This window comes from Leucobacter albus, assembly GCF_039528015.1.
GTDB lineage: Bacteria > Actinomycetota > Actinomycetes > Actinomycetales > Microbacteriaceae > Leucobacter > Leucobacter albus.
Genome location: NZ_BAAAKZ010000010.1, coordinates 315,575 through 340,422, shown reverse-complemented (window position 1 = coordinate 340,422; position 24,848 = coordinate 315,575). Strand labels below are relative to the sequence as shown.

The following is a 24,848-nucleotide window of genomic DNA, read 5'->3' as shown; positions in this document are numbered from 1 at the left end:
GCCTGCCGCTGCTACGCTCGCAGCATGGCGATATTCAAGTCCATAGGGTTCGGCAAGAAGCCCCAGGCCGCAGCAACAAGTGCGCCTCAGGCCCCGAAGCCAGAGGAGCACGAGCTGGTGCTCCACGCCGACACCACGCAGATGGACGCCGAGGTGCGCGAAATGTACCGCGACGCCCGTGAGGCCGCGCAAGACGCGCAAGAAGAGGCGCGTGAGAACCCGCACCGCGAGTTCACCATCGGCAAGCCGTTCGCCCTCGGCTTTACTGTCACCCTCGGCGTGCTCGTCGCGCTCGTGTTCGGCGACATGATCGGCCAGCTGTCGACGATTCTCATGTACGTTGTCGCTGCGCTGTTCATCGCCCTCGGCCTCGACCCCGTAGTGCGCTGGCTCGAACGCCACGGCGTGAAGCGCGCCCTCGGCATCGGCATCGTGTTCGTCGGGTTCATTCTCATCATCGGCGGCATTCTCGCGATCGTCATCCCGATGATTGGCAACCAGATCGCGCAGCTCGTGTCGAGCGCACCCGAGATCGTGCGAAACCTCACGAGTGAGCAGTGGTACAAAGACATCAACGAGCGCTTCGGGGAGTTCGTCGACTTCAACGCGCTGCTGAAGATGGGGCAAGACTTCATCGGCAAGCCCTCGAACTGGGCCTCGGTCGCCGGCGGCGTGTGGCAGGCGGGCCTTGGCATAGCGAACGGCCTGACAGCCGGGCTCATCGTGCTCATCCTGTCGCTCTACTTCCTCTCATCGCTGCGCACCATCAAGCGCGGCTTCTACTCGGTCGTGCCGCGCTCGGGCCGCGCGAAGGTCATCGACATCACTGAGCAGGTGACGAAGTCGGTTGGTGGCTACGTGAACGGCATGGTCGTGCTCGCGCTCGTGAACGCGACGCTCGGCTTCATCATGATGACGATCGTCGGGGTGCCGTTTGCCGGCCTCGTCGCGGTCGGTGTGTTCTTGCTCGCGCTCATTCCGCTCATCGGCTCGGTGCTCGCGACGGTGCTGGTCTCTGCGATCGCGCTGTTCAACTCGCCGATCACCGCGCTCGTCGCCGCGATCTACTACCTCATCTACATGCAGCTCGAGTCGTACCTGCTCACCCCGAAGATCATGAACCGTGTCGTCTCGGTGCCCGGTTCGCTCGTGGTGATCGGCGCCCTCGCAGGCGGCACACTGCTCGGCCTGCTCGGCGCCCTGATCGCGATTCCGGTGACGGCGGCTGTGCTCATGATCATCAAACAGGTGTGGATCCCGCGCCAAGATGCCCGCTAACGCCCCGCTGTCAACTCGGCCCAAGAAGTGATAGGATTGAAGCCCGTGGGAGTAAACGCGGATCAGACTAAAACAACCAAGCACATCTTCGTGACCGGTGGGGTTGTTTCCTCGCTCGGCAAGGGGTTGACAGCCGCGAGTCTCGGTAATCTTCTTACCGCACGCGGCCTGCATGTTGTCATGCAGAAGCTCGACCCCTACCTGAACGTCGACCCGGGAACGATGAACCCGTTCGAGCACGGCGAGGTCTTTGTCACTGACGACGGCGCCGAGACCGACCTCGACATCGGGCACTACGAGCGCTTCCTCGGCATTAACCTGTCGCAGGCGGCGAACGTGACGACCGGGCAGATCTACTCGGAGGTCATTCAGAAGGAGCGCCGCGGCGACTACCTCGGGGCAACCGTGCAGGTCATCCCGCACATCACGAACGAGATCAAGCGCCGCATGCGGCTGCAGGCCGAGCAGGATCCGCAGCCCGACGTCATCATCACCGAGATCGGTGGCACCGTCGGCGACATCGAGTCGCAGCCGTTCCTCGAGTCGGCGCGCCAGGTGCGCCACGAGCTCGGCCGCAAGAACGTCATCTTCGTGCACGTCTCGCTCGTGCCGTTCATGGGCGCCTCGGGCGAGCAGAAGACGAAGCCGACCCAGCACTCGGTCGCGCAGCTGCGCTCGATCGGCATTCAGCCCGACGCCCTCGTGCTGCGCTCGGATCGCCCGGTCACGGGCGACAACCTCCGCAAGATCGCGCTCATGTGCGACGTCGAGGAGAGCGCGGTCGTCAACGCGATCGACGTGAAGAGCATCTACGACCTGCCGCAGCTGTTGAACTCGCAGGGCCTCGACCAGACGATCGTCGACCACCTGCAGCTCACCGACCGCGTCACCGACGTCGACTGGACCGGCTGGCGCCCCGTGCTCGACGCGGTGCACAACCCGAAGGGTGAGGTCACGATCGGCCTCGTCGGCAAGTACATTGACCTGCCAGACGCCTACCTCTCGGTCACCGAGGCGCTGCGCGCCGGCGGCTTCGCGCACTCGACGAAGGTGAACATCGAGTGGATTCCGTCTGACTCGTGCGAGACGCCCGAGGGCGCACGCGAGCACCTGTCGCACCTGCACGCGATCTGCGTGCCTGGCGGCTTCGGCATTCGCGGCATCGAGGGCAAACTCGGCGCGCTCCGCTTCGCCCGTGAGAACGGCATCCCGACCCTTGGCATCTGCCTGGGCCTCCAGTGCATGGTCATCGAGTACGCGCGCAACGTCGCGGGGCTCGAGGGCGCATCGTCGACCGAGTTCGACCCCGAGACCCCGGTTCCGGTCATCGCGACGATGGCCGAGCAGGTCGACATTATCGACGGCGGCGACCTGGGCGGCACCATGCGCCTCGGGCTCTACGAGGCGAAGCTCGCTGAGGGCTCCCTCGCGGCAGAGGTCTACGGGGCTGACACCGCGAGCGAGCGCCACCGCCACCGCTACGAGGTGAACAACGAATACCGCGACGAGATCGCGAAGGCTGGCCTCTCGTTCTCTGGCCTCAGCCCAGACGGCGGCCTCGTCGAGTACGTCGAGCTGCCCCGCACGGTGCACCCGTACTACATCGCCACCCAGGCGCACCCCGAGCTGCGCTCGCGCCCCGGCAAGCCGCACCCGCTGTTCGCGGGGCTTGCGGGCGCTGCAATCGAGCGCCGTGAGGCTGCGAGCCTGTTCGAGGTTGAAGAAACCGCGGCGGAGTAACCCCAGGTGTCGAACGCGACCGGCCACGAGCCCCCAATCGCCGACGAGCCCGCGACCGATGTGCGCGTGTTCGGGAGCCGGGAACTCGTGGCCGGTCACGTCTGGGATATCAGGCGCGACAGCTTCGAATTCGGCGGCCAAACGCTCGAGCGCGACTTCATGGATCACCCCGGCGCGGTCGCGGTGCTTGCGCTCGATGACGACGACCGCGTGCTCATGTTTCAGCAGTACCGCCACCCGATCGCGCACCGCGACTGGGAGATCCCTGCCGGCCTCATGGACGTTGCGGGCGAGGGCGGGCTGCCAGGCGCCAAGCGCGAGCTCGCGGAAGAGGCTGACCTGCAGGCCGAGCACTGGTCGCTCCTCCTCGAAATGTTTTTGAGCCCCGGCGGTTCGAGCGAGGCGATCCGCGTGTTCCTCGCGCGCGGGCTGTCGCCCGCAGTGCACGACTTCGTGCGCGAGGGCGAGGAGGCCGAGATCGCGCCAGTGTGGATTCCGCTCGAGGACGCTGTCGCTGCCGTGCTCGAGGGTCGCGTCGCGAACGGCCTCACCGTCGGGGCGGTGCTCGCCGCCGCGGCTTCGAAGGCCGGCGGCTGGGCGTCGCTGCGCGATCCACACCTCGCCTGGCCCGCGCGCGAGCTCGTGCGCGGCGAACGATCGAAGTAGGGCAATGGAGCCGGGGCAGGCGATCGCGCGATACCTCAGGCACCTGAGCATTGAGCGAGGGCTCAGCGACAACAGCATGGCGGCCTACCGGCGCGACTTCGCGAAGTACACCGAGTGGCTCGCGGCGAGCGGCATCGCCGATCTCGCCGCGGTGACCCCGCAGACGCTCTCGGGCTACGTTGCCGAGCTCGCGGGGGCCGTGCGTTTGCCCGCGGGCCGCGAGGCGGCAGATCGTGCGGCGGCTGATCGTGCGGCGGCGGGTCGCGCGGTGGCGGGTCGCGCGGTGGCGGATCCTGAACTGGCGGATCCCGAACCCGCTGAACCCGCGCCCACCGAACCGGTGCCGGCCTATTCCGCGGCGTCGATCACCCGCATGGTGTCGACCGTGCGCGGGCTGCACCGCTTTCTCTACGACGAGGGGCTGCTCGCCGAGAACGCCGGCCGAGGCGTGCGCACCCCGAAGAAGGGGCAGCGGCTACCCAAGGCGCTGCCGCTCGAAGACGTCGAGGCGCTGCTCGGCGCTGTGAGCGGCGACGACCCGGTCTCGCTCAGAGACAGGGCGCTCCTCGAACTGCTCTACGCGACCGGCGCCCGCGTGAGCGAGGTCGCGGCGATCGACCTCGACGACCTGTTCGCGGCCACCGGCTCGGGCGGCGGCTCAGGCGACGTGTGGGGCGACCCCGAGGGCACGCTCGGCGACGGCGGGCTGCTGCGCGTCACCGGCAAGGGCGCGAAGACACGGATCGTGCCCTACGGTAGCTACGCCGGGCGCGCGCTCGCCGCCTACCTCGTTCGCGCGAGACCGCAGTTCGCCGCCCGCGGCACCGGCTCGCCCGCGCTGTTCCTCGGGCCCCGCGGTGCCAGGCTGTCGCGGCAGACCGCCTGGCTCGTGATTCGCGCGGCGGCCGAGAAGGCGGAGCTTACGCAGGAGATCTCGCCGCACACCCTCAGGCACTCGTTCGCGACGCACCTGCTCGCCGGCGGCGCCGACGTGCGCGCCGTGCAGGAGCTGCTCGGGCACTCCTCGGTCACGACCACGCAGATCTACACGCAGGTCACCGCTGACACGCTGCGCGAGCACTACGTGAACGCCCACCCCCGGGCGAAGTAGGGCTCAGGCGTCTCACACACCGCACGACCCTGCCGCGGCCCGGTAGGATAGGGCGATAGCGAAGGAAGGAAGCTGGAGTGGCGAAAAAGCAGGTTGAGCTGGGGCCGACAGGGCGCCCGGAGCGCGTGATTCCCGCGCCCAAGACGCTCGATCGGCACGGGCCAGCGCGCATCATCGCGATGTGTAACCAGAAGGGCGGCGTCGGCAAGACAACGTCGACGATCAACCTCGCGGCCGCGCTCGCGCGCTACGGCCGCCGCGTGCTCGCGGTCGACTTCGACCCGCAGGGCGCGCTGTCTGCAGGGCTCGGCGTGCCGGCCCACGACGTGCCGACGATCTACGACCTCATGCTCGGCAAGCTGAAAGATCCGCGCGAGGCGATCCAGCACACCGGCACCCCCGGTCTCGACGTGATCCCAGCAAACATCGACCTGTCTGCGGCCGAGGTGCACCTCGTCAGCGAGGTCGCCCGCGAGCAGATTCTCGGCGGCGTGCTGCGCCGTGTCGCCGACGACTACGACGTGATCCTCATCGACTGCCAGCCATCGCTTGGCCTGCTCACCGTGAACGCGCTCACCGCGAGCCACGGCGTGCTCATCCCGCTCGCCTGCGAGTACTTCGCGCTGCGCGGTGTCGCGCTGCTTGTCGAAACGATCGACAAGGTGCGCGACCGGCTCAACCCCTCGCTCGAACTCGATGGCATTCTCGCGACGATGTACGACCCGCGCACTCTGCACGCGCGCGAGGTGCTCGAACGCGTCGTCGACACGTTCGGCGACTCCGTGTTCGACACGGTTATCGGTCGCACCGTGAAGCTGCCAGACGCGCAGATCGCCGCGCAGTCGGTGCTTGAATACGCGCCGTCGAACCCTGCCTCTGAGGCCTACCTGAAGCTCGCCCGCGAGCTTGTGCAGCGCGGCGTGGTTGCCTGACCGAGCGGTTATGACGGGGCTCGAGACTGAGGCCGCAGGTGACGGCTCGGGCTTCCGGGTGTCGCTCGACGGCTTCGACGGCCCGTTCGACCTGTTGCTCACGCTGATCGGCAAGCACGAGCTCGATATCACCGAGGTGTCGCTGTCGCTCGTCACCGACGAGTTCATCTCGTACCTCGCGACACTCGAGGGGCAGGGGCTGCTCGCCCTCGACCAGGCGTCTGAATTTCTCGTGGTTGCGGCGACGCTGCTCGATATGAAGATCGCGAGCCTCTTGCCGCAGGGCGAGGTCGTCGACCCCGAAGACATCGCGCTGCTCGAGGCGCGCGACCTCTTGTTTGCGCGGCTGCTGCAGTACCGCGCGTTCAAGCAGGCGAGCGAGTGGTTTCGGGCGCGGCTCGCAGCCGAAGAACAGCGGCACCCCCGCCAGGTGCCGCTCGAGCCGAAGTACCGCGAGCGCGGGCCCGAGCTCGTGTGGACGCTGTCGCTCGAAGACTTTGCCGCCGTCGCGCTGCTCGCATTCACACCGCGGGAGCTGCCGACCGTCGGGCTCGACCACCTGCACGCCCCGCTCGTCTCGATTCGCGAGCAGGCCGCGATCGTCGTCGCAATGCTGCGCGGCGGGCCTGCCATGAACTTCCGCGAGCTCATCGCGGGCGTTTCCGAGAAGGGCGTCATCGTTGCTCGCTTCCTTGCGATTCTCGAACTGTATCGGCGCGACGCCGTGTTGTTCGAGCAGGCGGAGCCGCTCGGCGAACTCAGCGTGCAGTGGTCTGGCGAGCACTGGAACGACGAAGAACTCTCGACACTAGGTAGTGACTATGACTGAGAATACGAGCGGGGCTCCAACAGGGGAGCCGCTGGGCTCCACCCGTGTGACGAATGTGGCAGACGCAGGCCCCGCAAGCGAGCTCCAGGCCGCGCGCGCGGCGCACTCGCTGTCGCAGCAGCTCGAGGCGCTGCTCATTGTCGCCGACGAGCCGCTGTCCGCGGTGGCCCTCGCGACCGCTTGCGACCGCCCGGTGCGCGAGGTTCGGGCGGCCTTGACCGAGCTCATTGCCGACTATGAGGGCGGTGGTGACCGTGCCCGCGGATCCGCCCCGCGCGGTTTCGAACTGCGCGAGGTAGCCGGCGGCTATCGGTTTTATGTGCGCGAAAGCCTCGACCCCGTCGTCGCGGATTTCGTGCAGCAGCAGACCCCAGCGAAGCTCTCGCAGGCGGCGCTCGAGACACTCGCCGTCATCGCCTACCGCCAGCCGGTCTCGCGTGGCGCGATCGCCTCTATCCGCGCCGTGAACGTCGACTCCGTCGTGCGCACGCTCCTCGCCCGAGGCCTCGTCGAAGAGGTCGCGCACGACGCAGAGACCGGCGCGATTCTCTACGGCACCAGCGACCAGCTCCTTGCCCACCTGGGCATCAGCGACATCAGTGAACTTCCGTCGGTAGCGCCGCTACTCGACGATGGATCGGAAGGATTTGACCATGAATCGCTCTAGCGACAACGACCGAGGGGCCGGCGACGAACCCGGCGGCGACATCGGCGGCCAGTTCATCGTCGACGGCAAGGCCGTCGAGATCGACATGGCTGAGTGGGGCTGGGACCGCCCAGTCACCCCCTCCGCCAACGAGGCCGACCGCGCTGGCGAGGAAGGTACCGTACGCCTGCAGAAGGCGCTCGCGAACGCGGGCGTCGCCTCGCGCCGTGCGTGCGAGACGCTCATCACGAGCGGCCGGGTCACCGTCAACGGCGAGGAGCAGCGCGAGCTCGGCTCGCGCGTCAACCCTGAGCGCGACGAGGTGCGCGTCGACGGTGTCGTCGTGCAGCTCGACTCGTCGAAGCGCTACTTCGTGCTGAACAAGCCCGTCGGGGTGGTCTCGACCATGAACGACGAGCAGGGGCGCCCCGACCTGCGAGAGTTCACCAGCCGGGTCGAGGAGCGGCTCTACAACGTCGGGCGGCTCGACACCGACACGAGCGGCCTGCTCATTCTCACGAACGATGGCGAGCTCGCGCACAAGCTCGCGCACCCGAGCTACGGTGTCGAGAAGACCTACGTGGCGAAGGTGCGAGGGCGCGTGACGCCCGCTGTGATTCAGCAGTTGCTCGACGGCGTTGAGCTCAAGGACGGGCCGATGCGCGCCGACCGCGCGAAGCTCCTGCCGAACGGCTCAACGAAGACCCACTCGCTCGTCGAGCTCACGATTCACTCGGGCAAGAACCGCATCGTGCGGCGCTTCCTCGCCGCGGTCGGCTTTCCGGTCGAGGAGCTCGTGCGGCGCCAGCTGGGCCCCCTGAACCTTGGCACGCTGCGTGCCGGCGAGCTGCGCGAGCTGTCTGCAGCCGAGCGCGGGGCGCTGCTGTCGTCAGGGGATAGCTCGGGCCCGGTTGGTGATGGTGAGGGCGCCAGCGGTTCTGCCGGCAGCAGCCGCGGCTCGAGCCGCAGCGGCGGGCGCGGGGCCGACGGGAAGAACAAACACGCCAGCGCCCGGGGCAAGAACCGGCCGATCACTGCCGGGCGACCGGGCGACGGCAGGGGCGCGAAGGGCATGCGCGGGATCGCCGCGCGCGGCAACCCGAATGCCGGGCGGGGCAACCCGGATGCCGGGCGCTGGCAGGCGGATGCCGGGCGGGGTCAGGCGGATGCCGGGCGGGGCAACCCGAATGCCGGGCGCTGGCAGGCGGATGAGGATCGCGGGGGCGCTTCTCGCGGGGGCGCTGGCGGTGACCGGCGCGGTGACCGGCACGGCGACCAGCGCGGCGACCAGCGCGGCGACCAGCGCGGGCGCTCCGGCGATGGCCGGGGGCGTTCAAGTGACGGTCACGGCAAGACCTTTGAACGCGGTTGGGTAGATAACCCCTGGGAGGAACCCCGCGGAGAGTCGCGTCGTGGGTCTCGGGGTGAGTCTCGCGGTGGGTCGCGTGGTGATTTCCGCGGTGACCGCGATGGCCGCCGGGGCGGTGACCATCGTGGTGGTGGCGGCGGTGGTGGCTCGCGAGCTGGTGGCCCGCGTGGCGGCGGGGGCCAGGGGGGCCGCTCCGGCGGTACCCGCGGCGGGCGCGGGCGCGCAGGCCGGTAGGCCGCGGCCCCAACGGTCGCCTGCCGCCGCGGCCCTAACGGTCGCGTGCCGCCGCGAACCCTTGCGTTGGCTCCGAGACCTACACCTATTTCTGGGTTCAAGGGGGTGTGCTCGGAGACAAGTGTGGGGTTCGCGCGGTGGCCAGCCACCCGCGCAGGGCAAACCGTGCCGCGGGTGCCAGTCGCGCGCCCGCGCGCCCGCGCCCCACGCCCACGCCCACGCCCACGCCCGCGCACCGCAAGCCCAAGTGCCCGAGCCGCAGGCCTCAGCCGGCGAGCAGCACGCCGGCGTAGGCGATCGCCGCCACCAACAGCGTGGCGAGGGCAGCGAGCGCGAACGGGCGAAAGCCGACCTTGAGCAGACTCTTCACCTTCACCCCGCAGCCGAGGCCGAACATGGCCGCCGCGAGAAGTACGGTCTGCGCCAGCTGACCGGCCGCGAGCACCCCGTCGGGCAGCGGCACGAATGAGCGCAGCAGCACCATCGCGAGAAACCCGACGATAAACAGCGGCACGATGGGAGGCAGTTTGGGCTGGCTGCCGCTGTGCGCTGGGGCGAGGGCGGAAGCGGGGGAATCTGCCCGACCCCCCTCGGCCCGCGCAGCTGCACCTGCACCTGCACCTGCACCTGCACCTGCACCTGCGCCTGCGCCTGCGCCTGCACCTGCACCTGCAGCTGCAGCCGCGGCGGAGGCCGCCCGCCGAATGCGAACGCTCAGCACCGCCATGAGCGGCGCCAGCAATAGTACCCGCGCGAGCTTCACCACGACGGCGAGTGTGAAGGCAGAGCCGCCGAGGATCCCGCCGACGGCAACGACCTGGGCGATCTCGTGGATCGAAGCGCCGGCCCACATGCCGGCCTGGTCGTGCGACAGCCCGATGAGGGGTGCGGCGAGCGGCACGAGCGGAATCATCAGCGTGCCGAAGATCACCACGAGCGCGACCGCGGTGACGGTGTGCTGCTCGTGCTCATCGTCGGGGTCGGTCACGCCGGCGGCTCCCGCGACCGCCGCAGCACCACAGATCGAGAAGCCGCACGCGATGAGCAGAGTGAGCTGCGTCGGCACGCGCAGCAGCTTGCCGAGGGCGAGGGTGCCAAGCAGCCCGCCGGCGACGACGCACACGATCACGAGCAGCATCGGTGCGCCGAGCGCGACGATGTCGCCGAGCACGAGCTGCAGGCCGAGAAACACGATGCCGGCGCGCAGCAGCTTCTTCGCAGAGAACGCGACCCCGGGTGCTGCCGCTGCTGGCATGATTCCGGTGTTCGCGGCGACGATGCCAAGTGCAATTGCGATGATCATCGGGCTCACACCGGGCAGCGCGGCACCGATGGCGTACGACGCGCCCGCCGCGGCGAGGCAGATGAGCAGGCCCGGGCCAACGCTGCGCGCCCATGCCGCGAGGCGCGTGCGGCCGGCAGCGCCTGAGCTCGGAGTCGGAGCTGCTGCGGCTGCCGCTGTCGCATGGTCTGGCGTTGGGGAGGGGGTGCTCGTCGCAGGGTTGGAGACTGAATCGTTCACACCAAACATCTTCCTCTCGAGCGCGGGGCTGCAGTAGGGTCAATACCCGAGCGGCCCACAAGCTATCCTTGTGGCAAGGAAACGGGGGCACATGGAACGTGAGCCAGACCTCAGGGCGTTGCGCGCGCTCACCCTGATTGCGACGACCGGCAGCATCTCTGCGGCGAGCTCGGAGCTTGGCCTGAGCCAGCAGGCGGTGTCGTTGCGGGTGCGCTCCCTCGAGCAAGAGTTCGGTGTGCCCCTGCTCGTGCGATCGGCTCGGGGCTCCAAGCTCACCGAGGCCGGCGAGCTCGTCGTCGGGTGGGCGCGCCCCGTGCTCGAAGCGGCGACTGCGTTTGAATCTGGCGTTGCAGATCTGCTGGCTGGGCGGGCCGGTAGCCTGCGAATCGCGGCGAGCCTCACGATCGCCGAGCACCTGCTGCCGGGGTGGATCGCGAAGTGGCGCAGGTCGCAGGGTGCGAGCGGCGCAGTGGCCACTCTCACCGCGACCAACAGCGCGGCAGTCATCGCGGCGCTTCGAGCGGGGGAGGTGGATCTCGGGCTCGTCGAGACACCAGACGTGCCTGCAGATCTCACCGCCCTGACCGTCGGCTTTGACCGGATCGAGGTTGTCGTCTCGGTGAACCACCCGTGGGCCGGGCGCACAGTGAGCCCGGCGGAGATCGCTGCGACGCCGATGGTGCTTCGCGAGCAGGGGAGCGGGACGCGGCTCGCGTTCGAGCAGGCGCTCGCGGCGGCGGGCTACCCTCTGGTGGCGGATCCGGCTGCGGTTCACAACACGACCCTCGGAGCGCGCAGCGCGGTGATGGCGGGCATGGCGCCTGGCGCCCTGAGCGTACTCGCGGTGCGCGACGACGTGCGAAATGGGCGGCTTGCGCGGGCCGAAATTGCGGGCCTCGTCGTCACCCGCCCGTTGTCGGCGCTGTGGCGCGGGCCCGCCCCGACGGCTGAGGCACAAGCCCTGCTGGCCGAGGCGAAGCTGCTCGCGAGCGCCGCCGGGGGTGGCGGCGAGCGGTAGCCGCGCAGCCGCCCGTTCGTTGAGGGGCCAAAACTCTCGCTGTAGTGACTGCTGTGATGTCTAAATCATCTGAGGGTCAAACAGGGGGGGGCGACGGTGGGGCACGAGAAGGTTGCTCTGAGCGATATCGCCCCTGACGCGCTTGAGGCCCTCGGCGGCCCTGTGCGCGAGGCGCGCCTCGAAGCAGGCTGGACTCAGTGTCGCCTCGGGCTGTGGCGGGAGTGCTGCGAGGGCGCCGAAAAAGTGCCCGGGCGCTTAGCGCGCCGACTCTGGTAGCCCGACGACCTTGTCGAAGGCCCACGAGTAGACGTAGGTGAACACGAGGAAGAAGACGAGCAGGCTGGCCTCGATCGCGAGGGCATCGAGCAGGCTCACGCCGAGCATGAAGGCGACGAGCGGCACGGTGAACACAAGTACGCCGCCCTCGTAGCCGAACGCGTGGCCGAGGCGCACGAGCACGCCGCGGCCCGCCCAGCCGAAGCGGCGCTCGGCGCGTTCGAAGAGGGTGTTCCAGGCGTAGTTCCAGATCGTGGCGGTGGTCGACAGCAGCACCGCGGTGAGGGTCGCCTGGCCGCCCCCGTGGCCGAGCAGCCCGTTGAGCACGAAGACCGTGAACAGCACGCTGAGTGCTTCGTAGCCGCCGACATAGATGATGCGGCGTGTGACGGGGCGCAGGTCGAACCGCGGGGCTGCGGCTGCGGGCTCTATTAACAGATCGTGGTGGCCTTGGCCGGTCACGGGTATCACTCCAGAAGCGAAAGATTCGTTGCGGAGGGGCCTTGGCGTGGCCGCACCTCCGAATTGCGGATTGCAACGTGATTTGAGTATGCATCAACGAAATCCGTTGCTACAACTCGCTAACGCAATGGAATGAGTTGCAAAATGCGCCTTGGGCCCCTAGGCGTCGAGAAAGCTCTCTGCGATGCGCTCGTGAGGGGCCGGGGTGCCGGGGTTTCGATGGCGGCGGCGCCGATGATGCCCGCAGCGCTCCAGAACGCCTTCGCCTGGGTCTCTCGCCTGTCTAGGGGCTCGGTAGCGCTAGCCCGCGCGCCTGGCCGCACGCGCCGCGGCGAACGCGAGTGCGCCGCACGCAACGGCGAGCGCAAGGCTAAAGGCGATGACCGAGGGGGTCAGCCCGAACGCGGTTGCCGCGACGCCAAGGCCCAGCACCGGTAGGGTGCTGCCGATGTAGGTTACGGCGTAGATGGTGTTCACCGTTGCCGCGTGCCGCTCAGTTGGAACCGCCGAGACGGCCGCACCGAACACCTGCTGGAACGCGACTCCCTGCCCCGCCCCCGCGCCGAGGCAGGCGATGACGGTGAGCACGGGGCTTTCGAGCGCCGTGGCGAGCCCGAGCATGAGAACGCCAGCGGCAAAGGCCGTGAGTGCGAGGGGCGCGGCCCACCGCCCGCGAATCGGGAAGAGCTGGGCGCAGGCCGAGGCGAGCAGTGCGAGTGACGCGAGCAGCCCGAGCATGGGCCGCGAGGTGGCGTGAAAGAGCTCCGCGAAGTGGCCGGGCGCGAGCGAGAGACAGAAGCCGAGAAACGCGAAGCTCACAAAGCCGACGAGCGCGGCGAGGCGGATCACCGGAACAGACGCGGCAACGGCCTCTGGCAGTGCGAGCTGCTGCGTCGCGGTCAGGGGAAGTGCAGCCCCGTCTGGGCTGCCGGCGGCGACTCCGGCAGCAACCGGGCGAGCCGGCCGTCGCACCGGGCGGCACTCGGGGTGCGGCGCGATGAGCAGCACCACTGGAATGAGCGCCGCGAGCACGAGCGCCCAGACGAAGAAGGGGGTCTGGGTGGGCGTGCCGAAGAGCGAGAGTACGCCGCCGAGGATCGGCCCGGCCGCAACCCCGCCCGAGGTTGCGAGCAGGGTGAGCCTGCCGCTCAGGCTCGGGCGGCCGGGGAGCAGCACGCGCAGCGCGCTCGAACCCGTTCCCGTTGCGGCCGCGATCGCGAGGCCCTGTGCAGCGCGGGCAAGGCAGAACCAGGCGAGCGTCGGCGCGAGCGCAAGGCCGAGCGTGGCGACCGACGTCACCGCGAGCGCGCTGATGAAGACCGTGCGCCTGTTGGCGCGCTCCGTGAAGCGGCGAAACAGGACGAGGCCGACGAGCAGACTCAGCACGTAGCTCGCGAAGGCGATGGTGATGCCGAAGGCGTCGACGCTCAGCCGATCGCCGATGATCGGAAAGAGTGCCGTGGGGAGATTGACCGCGGTGAGCAGGCCGAAAAGACTGACGATCGTGAGGGTCGCGCGGAGTCGGGGGCGCCGCAGGGAGACGGGCGCGCTGCCGGGGTGCGCGAGGGCATGGGTGGTGCTCAACGTGGTGCTTTCGTACTGGCGACCGGGGTGGTGATCGCGTGCCGTGCTGCGGGTGCCGGGTGTGGCCAGCAGCGGTGCGGGGAGTGGTGTGGTTGCCGTTCCCCGAGCAGCATTCAAACTCACCTCGTGGGTTTGTGCAAATCGGCGCGCGAGGAGCGGTCTGGGCCAGAAACGCAGCGCGCCCCCTGCGCCGGTGGTGGCTGGCGCAGAGGGCGAAACGAGTGTGTGCGGCGGCGAGCAGCGTGCCGCCGAAATGGGGCGCAAATATCTGGGGGTGGTAGACGTTTGCTGACTGCGCCCCGGTGGTGTGCGGGGAGCTGGCTGCAAAGGCGATGGTGGCCGCCCTCACAGGCATTCAACCGCAGGGTGCAAGATTCGCGCAATAGGCTGCGCTTTAGCTAGGCAATCTGTATAGTGGGGCGCAAGCAAGGAGGCGCGAAGTGAGCGAAATGTACGCCGTCGATGCGACGGATCGTAAGATTCTCGGGCAGCTCGACGAAGACGGGCGCATGCCGGTGGCGATGATTGCCCATAATCTCGGGCTGGCGCGTGGCACCGTGCAGGCCCGGCTCGACCGCATGCAGGCCGCAGACGTGTTCAGGCCGCACAGCTCGCGGGTGAAACCCGCGGCCTTCGGTCGCCCGGTAGCGGCGATGGTGCAGGTCGAGCTCGACCAGCACCTCATTCAAGAAGCGATCGGGGCGCTTGCCAGCATCCCTGAGGTGCTCGAGTGCTTCGCCCCCGCTGGCGACACCGATCTGCTGCTGCGCGTCGTGGCGCGCGACCCAGACGATCTCTACCGGGTGAGTGAGGAGATTCGCCTGTGCCCCGGCATCATGCGCACCTCGACGAGCCTGTTTCTGCGGCAGGTCATTCCGTACCGCGTCACGGGGTTGCTCGCCGAGTAGCGTGACAGCGCCGCAGCAGCGACACAAAACGTAGCGACACAAAACGCGGCGATCGAAAATGCGGCGACAGAAATCACGGCGATACAAAACGCAGTGGCTCGGCCCCGGTGAATCGGGCCGAGCCACTGCGTTGAGCGCTGTGGGGCGTCGCTAGCTGCGCGTCGCGCGCGACGTACGACGGGCGATCAGCACGCCGGCCCCGGCGAGCACGGCCAACACTGCCGCGATGAGCCACGGCTGCGGGCCTGAGCCGCCGGTCTCAGCAACGGTGTTCGGGTCGCCCTTGGTCGGAGGCTTCACCGAGGGGACGTCGGTGGCGGCATCGATCGCCGGCAGGGTGCCGGTCGCGGTTGCCCGCTCGATGGTGAGGTGCTCGCTCGCGTCGCTCAGGGTGACGGTGAACGTGCGCTCCTTCAGCGGGCCCTCGCGCTTCGCGGTCGAAACGGCGAAGTTCTGTGGCCCTGTCTCGCCCTCATCCCAGCTGAGGGTCTGCTCGGTCGCGGTGTAGTCGGTGCCAGCGACGGCCGAACCGTCTGCCGTGCTGATCTTCACCGTGACTGCGGGAAGCGGTGCCGCATCAGCGCTGCCGGTGGCGCGGCCTGCCGAAGCTTCGGCGAGGCCGGCGGCCGCGCTGCGCTCGACGCTGAAGACCGCAGTCTCGCCGTTGGCGACCTTCACATCGGCGACGACAGACACTGTCGACTCGACTGCCGTCGGCTGCTCCTGCACCTCGACCGCGCCGATATCGGCTGCGCCGTTCACGGGGCGGGGCAGGCCGCGCTGATCGGTTGTCAGCGTACCCGGCACCGTGACCGCGTCAACGAGCGGCGACGTGAGGCCCGGCAGCATCGTCGGCGTCGGGCCGCCATTGTCTGCGAGCGGGCCGAGCTCGAGCTCTGCGAGCGGGAGCACGCGCGAGCCGCCCGCGGTCACATCGACGTTCGCGCTTGGCCGAGTGAACACCGAGTCCGTGACGTTCACGAGGGCGGGCGTCACCTCTTCTTCGGTGTTGAACGCGAACGGATCTTTCCAAGCCGAATCAATAACCGACCGACTGATCGTGACGTCGTCTCCGCCCCCGCGGCCGACGAGTTCGATTGTGGAGTTGACCGCGGTGATCTGGTCGAGCTCGACCCGGTTGTTCCCGTAGCCATCAGCAAGCAGGGCGCTCGACATCCCGGCAGCGGCAGCCGTGCCGCCGTCGAAGGTGCTGTTCTCTATGCGCAGCACGAGGTCAAGGCGCTCATCATCGCTCTCCTCGACCGGGTCTGCTGCACGAAGCATCGGCGGGGAGGCGATGAGAATCGCGGAGGCTCCAGCATACGGGCCGTCCTGAGTCGCGCCGCCGACATTGCCGGCGAACGTTGTGCCGCTCACGAGCACCAACGGGGCTGCGTCGGCAGCCCGCTCGGCCCACGACGGCTGGTACTCGATCGCGCCTGCCGTGCGGCCGGTGTTGTCGGTGAACACGCTGTCGATCACGCGCAGCGGCGACACGTCTGCGGGAACACCGTCAAGATCGGCGGAGAACACGATTCCGCCCGCGCTCGGCCCCCAACCGTCTTCGGCGAGCTCCCCGTTGCCGACAAACTGCACGCGCTCAATCGTGGCCTGGCCCGTCGCGCCAGGGCGGAAGTAGCTGAGCTCCAGGCCAGGTTCGGTGCTGTCGGAGATCACCGAGTCGCGCACGGTCAGCGCAGACTCCCTCATGCCCCACGCGTCGAGACCGATGCTGTTGCCGGTGAGCGTCGACGAGGTCATCGTGAAGGAGTGGTTTGTGAACCCCTCGAGCGTGACCCCGGCACCGTCAAAACCCTGAATGGTGGTGTCGCTGACGGAGCTGGCACCGGCGAGGTCACCATCATCGCCGACGACGATAAGCCCGGCAGAACCGTTGCCGTTGCCGGTGCCCGTGAGCGTGAGCCCGCTGAGTTCGACAGCGGCCTCCTGGAAGCCGAGGAGGGCCGGAACCCACTCCGGCCCGGTCGTCTCAAGCCTGATCTCTGTCTGGTCTTGGCCGTTGCCGCGAATCGTGAGCGGCACCACAGACAGCAGGACCTGCGATATCGTCACCGTGCGCACGGCAGGTGCGAAGGTGATGGTCGTCGCCGTCTCCGGGCTCGCATTCGCGGTGTCGAACGCCTCGCGCAGCGAGCCGGGCCCGTCGTTTGCCTCTGAGGTGACGACGATAGTCGCCTCCGCGTCGGCTACGGCAAGCGCAGGTGTGGCCGCGACGAGCGACCCTCCAACCAGTAGCGCGGTCGCGAGCGCGCCAAATCGCGCCCCAAGAGAAGTCATCATCGTTGCCCCCAGCAAACATCACCTATGAAATTCCTCCCTCAGCATACGCGTTCGACGCGCCCGGGAACAGCGCGGGAGGGGCGACGGGCATCGCAACGCTGCGCCCCAGCCGCCAGGCGCAGCCGAAGGCCCGAAAAACCCGCTAAAATCAAGGGAGTTTCATCTCCAGGCGCACGCATCGCGCCCGCAGCGCCCGAACGGAGAACCCACCCTCGATGAACGAACTTGAATCCCGCGTCCGCGGTACCGTGCATATTCTCGGCGCGGGCCTGCTCGGTGCGAGCGTCGGGCTGGGGCTGCGCGAACGCGGGGTCGACGTCACGCTCGAAGACCTCTCGCCGACGGCCGTCGCGCTCGCCGCAGACTACGGGGCCGGGCGCATTCGCGACGCAGCAGACCCCGAGCCGACCGTCGTCGTCGTCGCCACACCGCCAGACGTGGTGGCCGACGCGGTCGAGCGCGCGCTCACCGAGTTTCCCGGCGCCGTCGTCACCGACGTCGCGAGCGTAAAGCTCGCCCCCTATCTCGAGCTGCTGCGGCGCGGTGTGTCGCTCAAGAACTACGTCGGTTCGCACCCCATGGCCGGGCGCGAGCGGGGTGGCGCGATCATGGCGCGCGCAGATCTCTTCACGGCGCGCCCCTGGGTGATCTGCCGCGACCGCGACACCCCGGCCGAGGCGCTCGCGCTCGTCGAGGCGATCGCACTCGACCTCGGCGGCGTGCTCACCGAGATGACGCCCGAGGAGCACGATCGCTCGGTCGGCCTCGTGTCGCACCTGCCGCAGGTCGTTTCGAGCCTGCTCGCGGCCAGGCTTGTGCCGGCGACAGAGCAGGCCATCGGGCTCGCCGGCGCGGGGCTGCGCGACACGACGCGCATCGCTTCGAGTGACCCCGAGCTGTGGGTGCAGATTCTCGGGGCGAACCGGGAGCCGGTGATCGAACTGCTCGAGGCCTTCGCGGGCGACGTGACGAGCTTCACTCAGGCGCTGCGCGACACCGATGCGCCCGGCGCGAAGCGGCGCGTGGCCGATCTGCTGGCAGCCGGCAATCGCGGCGTCGGGCGGATCCCCGGCAAGCACGGTTCGTCAGAGCGTTTCATCACCATCACTGTGCTCATCGACGATACGCCGGGCGAACTCGGCCGGCTGCTCACCGAACTCGGAGAACTCGGTATTAACATGGAAGACTTGCGCCTCGAACACTCGCCGGGCGCGCAAATCGGGTTCGCGGAGATCGCCGTGGTGCCCGAGGCCGCGGAACGCGCGGTCGCCGACCTGGCCGAGCGCGGATGGAGAACGCTGTGACAGATGCAACACTGACCGACGAAACGTCGACAGGTGCCACGCCGTCGACGAGCGAACCGATTCTCGTCGCGATCGACGGGCCTGCCGGCAGCGGCAAGTCGAGCGTCTCCCGCGCCGCGGCTGAGCAACTGGGGTTCGGGATCCTCGACACCGGCGCCGCCTACCGCGCGCTCGCGTGGGCGTGCCGCGAGGCGGCAGTCGACCTCGACTCCGAGGATGCCGTCAGCGCGATGCTCGACGGCTGGGCCTACGCGATCACGCTCCGCGGCGAGCAGCGGGTGCAGGTGACACTGCCGGGGGGCACCGAGGCGTTTGACGTCTCGGCCGTGATCCGCACCCCCGAGATCTCGGGTCAGGTGAGCCGCGTGTCGAAGCACGCCGCCGTGCGCGTGCGCCTCAACAACATGTTTCGCGACATCGTCGCGGCCTCCGGGCTGCCGGGAGTCGTCATCGAGGGGCGCGACATCACCACCGTCGTGGCGCCCGACGCCCCCGTGCGAATTCTCATGACCGCGTCACCCGAGGTGCGCGCGGCGCGCCGCGCCGGCGAGCTCGACGGGGAGAGCCTCGAGCAGGTGCTCGCCGACATCACCGCGCGCGACGCCAAAGACGCCGCGGTCGTCGACTTTCTCAACCCGGCCGCGGGGGTCACGCTCATCGACACGAGCGACATGAACTTTGGGCAGTCGATCCAAGCTGTGATCGACACCGTCGACAAGGCCCGAGGGGCCGGCCCATCGAACGACAAGGAACGATGATGAACGAAGAACAAGAATTTGATCTGTCGAAGATCGACCCGAGCGAGATTATCTCGGGCGGGGAAGACCTCGGTGATGAGCTGGCCGACGGCGAGTTCGAGGGCGACTTTGACGGGAATGTGACCGACGAGGAGCGGCTGCGGGCGATGCGCTCGACGCTCGACGCGTTCGAGCTCGAGGAAGACGACCGCGACATCCTCACCGCCGACGGGGAGTTCATCGGCTTTGCCGAGCCGAGCCTCGAAGCGTTCCCCGTCGTCGCAATCGTCGGCCGCCCGAACGTTGGCAAGTCGGCGCTCGTGAACCGCATTCTCGGCCGCCGCGAGGCGGTCGTCGAGGACATTCCCGGCGTGACGCGCGACCGCGTGACCTACCCGGCGATCTGGAACGACAGGCGCTTCTCGCTCGTAGACACCGGTGGCTGGGAGCCCGACGCGCGCGGTATTGACCGCTCCGTCGCGCTGCAGGCCGAGGTCGCGATCGAACTCTGCGACGTTGTGCTGTTCGTCGTCGACTCGCGCGTCGGCGCGACCGCAACCGACGAGCGCGTCGTGCAGCTGCTGCGCCGCTCGAACAAGCCGGTCTTCCTCGTCGCTAACAAGGTCGACGATTCGGTGCAAGACCCCGAGGTCGCGGCGCTCTGGTCGCTCGGCCTTGGCGAGCCCCGCGCCGTCTCCGCACTCCACGGGCGCGGCGTCGCCGACCTCCTCGACGATGTCATGAAGGTGCTGCCCGAAGTGTCTGCCGTCGCGCAGCCGAAGCTCGCCGGCCCCCGCCGCGTCGCGCTGCTCGGCCGCCCGAACGTCGGCAAGTCGAGCCTCTTGAACAAGGCCGCTGGCGAGGAGCGCGTCGTCGTGAACGAGCTCGCCGGCACCACCCGCGACCCCGTCGACGAGCAGGTCGAGATCGCCGGGCGCGTGTGGACGTTCGTCGACACCGCGGGCATTCGCCGCCGCGTGCACCTGCAGAAGGGCGCCGACTTCTACGCGACGCTGCGCACCTCAGCGGCGCTCGAAAAGGCCGAGGTGGCAGTCGTGCTCATCGACGTGACGCAGGAGATCAGCGACCAAGATCTGCGCATCATCGACCTCGTGCTCGAGTCGGGCCGCGCGCTCGTGCTCGCGTTCAACAAGTGGGACATGCTTGACGACGAGCGTCGCAAGTATCTCGAGCGTGAGATCGAGCAAGATCTCGCGCACGTCGACTGGGCGCCGCGCGTGAACATCTCGGCGCGCACCGGCCGTCACCTCGAAAAGCTCGTGCCCGCCCTCGAGGCAGCGCTCGAGTCGTGGGATACGCGTATCCCGACGGCGAAGTTCAACGCGTTCCTCGCCGAGCTCGTGCAGGAGCACCCGCACCCGCTGCGCGGCGGCAAGCAGCCGCGCGTGCTGTTCGGCACGCAGGTGCAGAACCGCCCGCCGACGTTCGTCTTGTTCGTCTCGGGCTTCCTTGATCCCGGCTACCGCCGCTTCATTCAGCGCCGCCTGCGCGAGACCTACGGGTTCGAGGGCACCCCCATTCAGCTCAACATGCGCATCCGCGAACGGCGCGAGCGCCGCTAGTCGGTTGTGTCGCGAACGCCCCACCAGCGCCCGCCGCATTTCTGCGAAACAGCACACCTTTACGTAAGCCCCGGTCAGTACACTGGTGTCACTATGAGCAACACAACCTCAGCGAAAGCTTCGGCGATCGCGCTCGTGTGCGCCGGCGCGCTCGCTCTCATGGGGTGCGCGCCACAGGCCGGCGGCGGGGCCGCGGCCTCGCCCGGGCAGGGTGGGCAGGGCGATGAAGCGGAGCAGTCTGAGCGCTCAGCAAAGACCGACACCGAGCCCGCGATCGGGCCCGCCCCGCTCGTCGAGATCACCTTCGAACTCGACGGCGTCGAGCACACGGTGTCTGGTACGCCCGACAGAAGCTTCTGCGACGCAGGCCCGAGCCACATGTTCACGTCGACCGATCCGCTCACCGACGCCGGCGTGAGCGCAGCGAAAGACGGTGGCGAGCGAGCGAGCGTCATGGCGTGGGCGACAGGCGAGTTCGCCGTGAGCTTTCAGGGCGCCGGCGAGGTCGTGCGCACCGAGGCGGCGACGGGCGACACCGTCTGGGCAAACGACGCGAGCGGCGACGCCTGGGTCGCCCCGGCCGACGCGCTCGGGGGCGCGCGAGTGTCGCAGAGCGATCTCTCGGGGTTCGAGGTTGTGCCGGCCTCGGCCTCGTTCGTCATGAGTTGTAACGCGGAGGGCGGAGCATGACAGGAAGCAACCCCAACGACTTCTGGCTGCTCCCCTCGGGGCTCGAGCAGCAGGCCGGCGGTTTCGAGAAGTGGCAGTCTGCCTTCAAGGGCATGAACGACGTGCTCAAAGAGATCGTGCCGTACACCGAAGACAACGCAGAGATCTTCAACTATGCGATCGGTCGCTACAGCGAAATGCACACCGGCGTGCTGAAGTGGATCACGCACATGCAGAACGTCTTCGCAGGGGTCGCTACCGAGCTGCGCGACGTCGCGCGCGAGGGCCGCACCATCGATATGGAGCAGGCCGCGCGCATCGACAAGTACTCGCCGACAGAATACAACGGACACGACCCCAACCCGGGCGGCGGCTACGGTGGCGGCGCGGGCAAGATCGCGCCCGAGTACGACAGGTGGGACTCACCCGAGGCGCCGATGTACGAACCGAACAGGGGCGGGGGCGCGCTCTTCTACCTCGACCCGGGCCCTGGCGCATTCGATGGCGCCTCGGATTTCACGAAGCGACTGCTGCCCGGCGACCTGGCGAGCCCTTCGGAGTGGGTCTCGGTGGTGCTTGAGAACATCGGCGCGACGACGTTTCGCGAGACGGTGCTCAGCGGCTTCGGCGGCGACTGGGTCGCGTTGCGAACGCACGCTGCGCGCTTGCAGGGCACCTCGACGTTTCTCGGCGACGCCCACTCTGCGATGACCTCGAACGTTGGCGCGGTGCTCGTGTACTGGCAGGGGCTCTCGGCGAACAGCGCGAGCGCCTACTTCGACGAGATGCTCACAGGCATTGCGGGCGCCCGTGACGGCGCGGCGAAGGCCGCCACGGCGGTGAACGAGTACTGCGACGCGGTGAAAGAGGCCGCCGAGGTCGTGGCAGGCATCGTTGACGGCTTCCGCGACTCGGTGATCATCGCCGCGGTGACGCTCGCCGCGGGCGGCAAGAACCCGCTGACCGCGGTACTGAGTAAGACGGCTGCTGGGGTAGCCATGCTCAACGCCTGGCGGCTCTGGAGCAAGATCAACGACCACGTGCAGAAGCTGCAGACCATCAAGCAGGGCCTGAGCGTGATTCAGGGCCTCACGACTTCGATGGACGACTTCACCTCGAAGCTGCACGTCCCGGTGATGGCGGAGACCTCGTGAAAGACTTCGATGAGGCCGAGATCGCGGCGATGTTTCGGTCGCAAGACCGCGAGGCCGATGCCCGCGAGCACCGCATCTTCGAGACCATCCCGCCGAGCGCTGAGATTATGAAGCTGCTCAGGCGGGAGCTGCAGCAGGCGAGCACCGACCCTGACACCACGCCCGCCGCGAAGCGCGCGCTCGAAGCCGTGCTGCGCGGCGAGCAACCCCCTGAGGCGCTGCTCGACACGACCCTGTTCCCGGTGAGCCCCGAGGCTCGCGGTGACGTACAGCCAGACGACACACGAGACGGAGGCCTGCGATGGCGATAAGTGTGAAGAGCGCTGCGACGCACGGCTCGATCGAGAGCATCGAGCGCGAGCTCAAGCTCATGCAGGCGACCCTCGACCAGCTCGAGGCTCGCACGGCGACGCTGCAGACGCAGTGGAACGGCGAGGCGCGGCTCGCGTTCGGGCGGGCAATGCACCGCGCCCAGACCTCGCTGAACACGCTGCGAGCCCTCGCCACCAGCGCCTCCTCAGAGGCGCGCTCCTCTGCGACAGCGCTCACCGACTTCGACCGCCGGCGCAGCGGCGTGTGGCAGCGATGAGGGGCCGGCGCGGGTTCGCGCGCACGCTGCTGGTCGCCGCCGGTGCGTGCGCCGGCGCGGTGCTGCTCGCCGGCTGCGCCCAGGGCGGTTCGGCGATCACGATTACGTACGAGGCCGACGGATCCACCGTGAAAGAGTCGTTCACGCCGAAAGACATCGCGTGCGTTCCCGGCGGCGGCGCGTTCGGGCTACAGTTCGCCGACGAACCGTTTTACCAGCTGTCGGTGAGCGAGGGCGAGCCGGGCCAGATCGAGGTCGGCCTGTTCGACGAGAAATCGGTCTTGTACTTCGAGTCTGACAGCGCCGACGTGCGCTCGACCACAGCAGACGACGGCTCGGTCGAGTACGTGGTGTCGGCGAAGTCTGACAGTGTCGCGCTCGTCGATCTCGCGGGTGTCGAGCCCGGCGCCGACCCTGATCTCAGCGGCGTGCCGAAGCACAGCGGCTCGATCGAGGCGACCTTCCGCTGCCTACCGGATGCCTAGGGCGAAGGCCGGCGAACCACCGCACGAACTGACGCGGCTCGAGCGCGCGCTCGATCGCGTCGCGAACCGGGTGCTCGCGGGTGCACCGGCGCGCGGGGCGCGGGCGGTGCTCGTCGAGTGCGCCGTCTTCGTGCTCAAGCAGGCGTGGGCGTGCGTCTTCGGCGCGCTGCTGCTCGTGGTGCTCGTCGCCGCGCGGCTGTGGTACCCAGAGAGCTGGGAGCTCGCGCGCAACGACGCGCTCACGATCGCCGCGGTTGTGATTCAGATCTTGCTGCTCGTGTTCAGGCTCGAGACGGGGCGCGAGCTGTGGGTCATCATGCTGTTCCACATCACCGGCACGGCGATGGAGCTGTTCAAAACCGATGTCGGCTCGTGGGCGTACGAGGGCGAGGGCGTGCTGCGCATTGGTGCGGTGCCGCTCTTCAGCGGCTTCATGTATGCCGCCGTCGGCTCGTACATGGTGCGGGTGTATCGGCTGCACGACCTCAGGTTTTCGCGCTACCCGGCGCGCTGGCTCACCACGGCGATCGCCGCGCTCATCTACGTGAACTTCTTCTCGCACCACTTCATCGTCGATCTGCGCTGGGTGCTCTTGGCCGCGGTTATCGTCGTGTGGTGGCCGACGCAGATGCACTTCAGGGTCTACCGGGTGACGCTGCGCGCGCCGCTGCTCGCCGTGTTCGCCGGCGTCGCCGCGTTCATCTGGGTCGCCGAGAACATCGCGACCTGGGCCGGGGCCTGGCTCTACCCGCACCAAGCAGACGGCTGGGAGCTCGTGTCGCCGCAGAAGTTCATCGCGTGGTTCTTGCTGATGATCATCTCGGTGGTGATGGTGACGTGGGTGTACCCGCCACGCGAGCCGGGCGAGGCCGGCGGCGCTGCGGGTGCGGCGTCGCGGGTGCGGCGCCGCGGGGAGTGAGCGCCCCGCGGCGCAACCGGCGGGGCTAGAACCCGAAGGCGAAGGTGCCGGCGAAGAGCCCAAACGAGGTGAGAGCGATGAGCGCGACGATGCCGAGGGCGGCGAAGGCGAGGACCACGCCGTTGAGCCACACGCCCCAGAGCGCGAGGGTGCGCTCGGCTGTGTAGCGCCGGAGGGCGATGATGCCGAGAATGAGGCCGACGATCGGGGCGATGAGCGTCCACCCGCTGATGATCGATGCGATGCCGATGACGAAGCTCGCGATCGCGAAGCCGTAGGAGTGGGCGCCGGGCTGCGGCTCGGTCGGCGCGGCGTAGTGGGGAGCCTGCGGGTAAGAACTCTGAGCCGTCGGAGGGTGGTAGCCCGGCACCGCCGGCGGCTGTGACGCGCCGGGATCCACCTGCGCGACCGGCCCTGCGACCGGCCCAGTGAGCTGCCCTGTGAGTGCGTCGGTGGTCATAGTGACGTTCCTTTCTTCCGTACGCTAGCTGAATAACTCCAGCGTACGGCGCGGCACCGGGGCGCGCGTCCT

The 24,848-nt window shown here is 68.6% G+C and carries 23 protein-coding genes and 1 pseudogene; 19 read left to right on the top strand and 5 right to left on the bottom strand.

Annotated elements, in window-relative coordinates; genetic code table 11:
• Positions 1 to 24: 24 nt before the first annotated feature.
• From ABD115_RS12645 to ABD115_RS12610, 8 genes and pseudogenes are all read left to right on the top strand, one after another.
• Positions 25 to 1,278, top strand: coding sequence for an AI-2E family transporter (locus tag ABD115_RS12645; RefSeq protein ID WP_343961362.1), 1,254 nt, complete (start codon positions 25 to 27; stop codon positions 1,276 to 1,278).
• Positions 1,279 to 1,323: 45 nt separating this feature from the next.
• On the top strand, positions 1,324 to 3,018 hold the full coding sequence (gene pyrG, locus ABD115_RS12640; RefSeq protein ID WP_343961359.1) for a CTP synthase: 1,695 nt from the start codon (positions 1,324 to 1,326) through the stop codon (positions 3,016 to 3,018).
• Between the two features lie 6 nt (positions 3,019 to 3,024).
• Positions 3,025 to 3,684: an NUDIX domain-containing protein gene (locus ABD115_RS12635; RefSeq protein ID WP_343961357.1), complete on the top strand. Its 660-nt coding sequence runs from the start codon at positions 3,025 to 3,027 to the stop codon at positions 3,682 to 3,684.
• A gap of 4 nt (positions 3,685 to 3,688) precedes the next feature.
• Complete coding sequence (locus ABD115_RS12630) at positions 3,689 to 4,795, top strand: site-specific tyrosine recombinase XerD (RefSeq protein ID WP_343961355.1); 1,107 nt, start codon at positions 3,689 to 3,691, stop codon at positions 4,793 to 4,795.
• Positions 4,796 to 4,872: 77 nt separating this feature from the next.
• Positions 4,873 to 5,727, top strand: a complete 855-nt coding sequence (locus ABD115_RS12625; RefSeq protein WP_343961353.1) for a ParA family protein — start codon at positions 4,873 to 4,875, stop codon at positions 5,725 to 5,727.
• A 10-nt stretch (positions 5,728 to 5,737) separates the two neighbouring features.
• Positions 5,738 to 6,556, top strand: coding sequence for a segregation and condensation protein A (locus tag ABD115_RS12620; RefSeq protein ID WP_343961350.1), 819 nt, complete (start codon positions 5,738 to 5,740; stop codon positions 6,554 to 6,556).
• Positions 6,549 to 7,223, top strand: coding sequence for an SMC-Scp complex subunit ScpB (gene scpB / locus ABD115_RS12615; RefSeq protein ID WP_343961347.1), 675 nt, complete (start codon positions 6,549 to 6,551; stop codon positions 7,221 to 7,223). Before ABD115_RS12620 ends, scpB begins: the two co-directional genes overlap by 8 nt.
• A gap of 85 nt (positions 7,224 to 7,308) precedes the next feature.
• Positions 7,309 to 8,127 (top strand): annotated as a pseudogene (locus ABD115_RS12610) (pseudouridine synthase); the annotation flags it as partial.
• 943 nt (positions 8,128 to 9,070) lie between these two features.
• Here ABD115_RS12610 and ABD115_RS12605 read toward each other — a convergent pair.
• The gene (locus tag ABD115_RS12605) at positions 9,071 to 10,327 is read right to left on the bottom strand and encodes a YeiH family protein (RefSeq protein WP_343961346.1); all 1,257 of its coding nucleotides are present in this window, start codon (positions 10,325 to 10,327) and stop codon (positions 9,071 to 9,073) included.
• Positions 10,328 to 10,418: 91 nt separating this feature from the next.
• Between ABD115_RS12605 and ABD115_RS12600 the strand changes: the two genes are divergently transcribed.
• Positions 10,419 to 11,345 carry a LysR family transcriptional regulator gene (locus ABD115_RS12600; RefSeq protein WP_343961344.1) on the top strand — a complete coding sequence of 309 codons (927 nt, stop codon included), beginning with the start codon at positions 10,419 to 10,421 and terminating at the stop codon, positions 11,343 to 11,345.
• Between the two features lie 255 nt (positions 11,346 to 11,600).
• Here the strand turns inward: ABD115_RS12600 and ABD115_RS12595 are convergent, their stop codons facing one another.
• Together ABD115_RS12595 and ABD115_RS12590 are read right to left on the bottom strand one after the other, a co-directional pair.
• Entirely contained in the window at positions 11,601 to 12,092 is a 492-nt protein-coding gene (locus ABD115_RS12595) for a PACE efflux transporter (RefSeq protein ID WP_343961342.1), read from the bottom strand.
• Between the two features lie 291 nt (positions 12,093 to 12,383).
• The gene (locus ABD115_RS12590) at positions 12,384 to 13,667 is read right to left on the bottom strand and encodes an MFS transporter (RefSeq protein ID WP_343961340.1); all 1,284 of its coding nucleotides are present in this window, start codon (positions 13,665 to 13,667) and stop codon (positions 12,384 to 12,386) included.
• Positions 13,668 to 14,116: 449 nt separating this feature from the next.
• On the opposite strand from ABD115_RS12590, the gene ABD115_RS12585 reads away from it, so the two are divergent.
• Positions 14,117 to 14,575, top strand: coding sequence for an Lrp/AsnC family transcriptional regulator (locus ABD115_RS12585; RefSeq protein ID WP_343961403.1), 459 nt, complete (start codon positions 14,117 to 14,119; stop codon positions 14,573 to 14,575).
• 150 nt (positions 14,576 to 14,725) lie between these two features.
• Here ABD115_RS12585 and ABD115_RS12580 read toward each other — a convergent pair whose 3' ends face one another.
• Positions 14,726 to 16,876, bottom strand: coding sequence for a choice-of-anchor Q domain-containing protein (locus ABD115_RS12580; RefSeq protein ID WP_343961338.1), 2,151 nt, complete (start codon positions 16,874 to 16,876; stop codon positions 14,726 to 14,728).
• 215 nt (positions 16,877 to 17,091) lie between these two features.
• Between ABD115_RS12580 and ABD115_RS12575 the strand changes: the two genes are divergently transcribed.
• From ABD115_RS12575 to ABD115_RS12535, 9 genes are all read left to right on the top strand, one after another.
• The gene (locus ABD115_RS12575) at positions 17,092 to 18,180 is read left to right on the top strand and encodes a prephenate dehydrogenase (protein WP_343961336.1); all 1,089 of its coding nucleotides are present in this window, start codon (positions 17,092 to 17,094) and stop codon (positions 18,178 to 18,180) included.
• On the top strand, positions 18,165 to 18,938 hold the full coding sequence (gene cmk, locus ABD115_RS12570; protein WP_382388958.1) for a (d)CMP kinase: 774 nt from the start codon (positions 18,165 to 18,167) through the stop codon (positions 18,936 to 18,938). Before ABD115_RS12575 ends, cmk begins: the two co-directional genes overlap by 16 nt.
• Positions 18,938 to 20,500: a ribosome biogenesis GTPase Der gene (der, locus tag ABD115_RS12565; protein ID WP_382388956.1), complete on the top strand. Its 1,563-nt coding sequence runs from the start codon at positions 18,938 to 18,940 to the stop codon at positions 20,498 to 20,500. Before cmk ends, der begins: the two co-directional genes overlap by 1 nt.
• A 93-nt stretch (positions 20,501 to 20,593) precedes the next feature.
• Positions 20,594 to 21,190, top strand: coding sequence for a hypothetical protein (locus tag ABD115_RS12560; protein WP_343961332.1), 597 nt, complete (start codon positions 20,594 to 20,596; stop codon positions 21,188 to 21,190).
• A complete protein-coding gene (locus ABD115_RS12555) occupies positions 21,187 to 22,323 on the top strand; it encodes a WXG100 family type VII secretion target (RefSeq protein WP_343961329.1) in 1,137 nt (378 codons plus the stop codon). Before ABD115_RS12560 ends, ABD115_RS12555 begins: the two co-directional genes overlap by 4 nt.
• The gene (locus ABD115_RS12550) at positions 22,320 to 22,634 is read left to right on the top strand and encodes a hypothetical protein (RefSeq protein ID WP_343961326.1); all 315 of its coding nucleotides are present in this window, start codon (positions 22,320 to 22,322) and stop codon (positions 22,632 to 22,634) included. Before ABD115_RS12555 ends, ABD115_RS12550 begins: the two co-directional genes overlap by 4 nt.
• Positions 22,625 to 22,912, top strand: coding sequence for a WXG100 family type VII secretion target (locus ABD115_RS12545; protein ID WP_343961324.1), 288 nt, complete (start codon positions 22,625 to 22,627; stop codon positions 22,910 to 22,912). The genes ABD115_RS12550 and ABD115_RS12545 overlap by 10 nt, the downstream gene beginning before the upstream one ends.
• Complete coding sequence (locus ABD115_RS12540) at positions 22,900 to 23,397, top strand: hypothetical protein (protein WP_343961322.1); 498 nt, start codon at positions 22,900 to 22,902, stop codon at positions 23,395 to 23,397. The genes ABD115_RS12545 and ABD115_RS12540 overlap by 13 nt, the downstream gene beginning before the upstream one ends.
• Positions 23,390 to 24,316, top strand: coding sequence for a DUF817 domain-containing protein (locus ABD115_RS12535; RefSeq protein ID WP_343961320.1), 927 nt, complete (start codon positions 23,390 to 23,392; stop codon positions 24,314 to 24,316). The genes ABD115_RS12540 and ABD115_RS12535 overlap by 8 nt, the downstream gene beginning before the upstream one ends.
• Before the next feature lie 25 nt (positions 24,317 to 24,341).
• Here the strand turns inward: ABD115_RS12535 and ABD115_RS12530 are convergent, their stop codons facing one another.
• On the bottom strand, positions 24,342 to 24,776 hold the full coding sequence (locus ABD115_RS12530; RefSeq protein ID WP_343961318.1) for a DUF4190 domain-containing protein: 435 nt from the start codon (positions 24,774 to 24,776) through the stop codon (positions 24,342 to 24,344).
• Positions 24,777 to 24,848 lie beyond the last annotated feature (72 nt).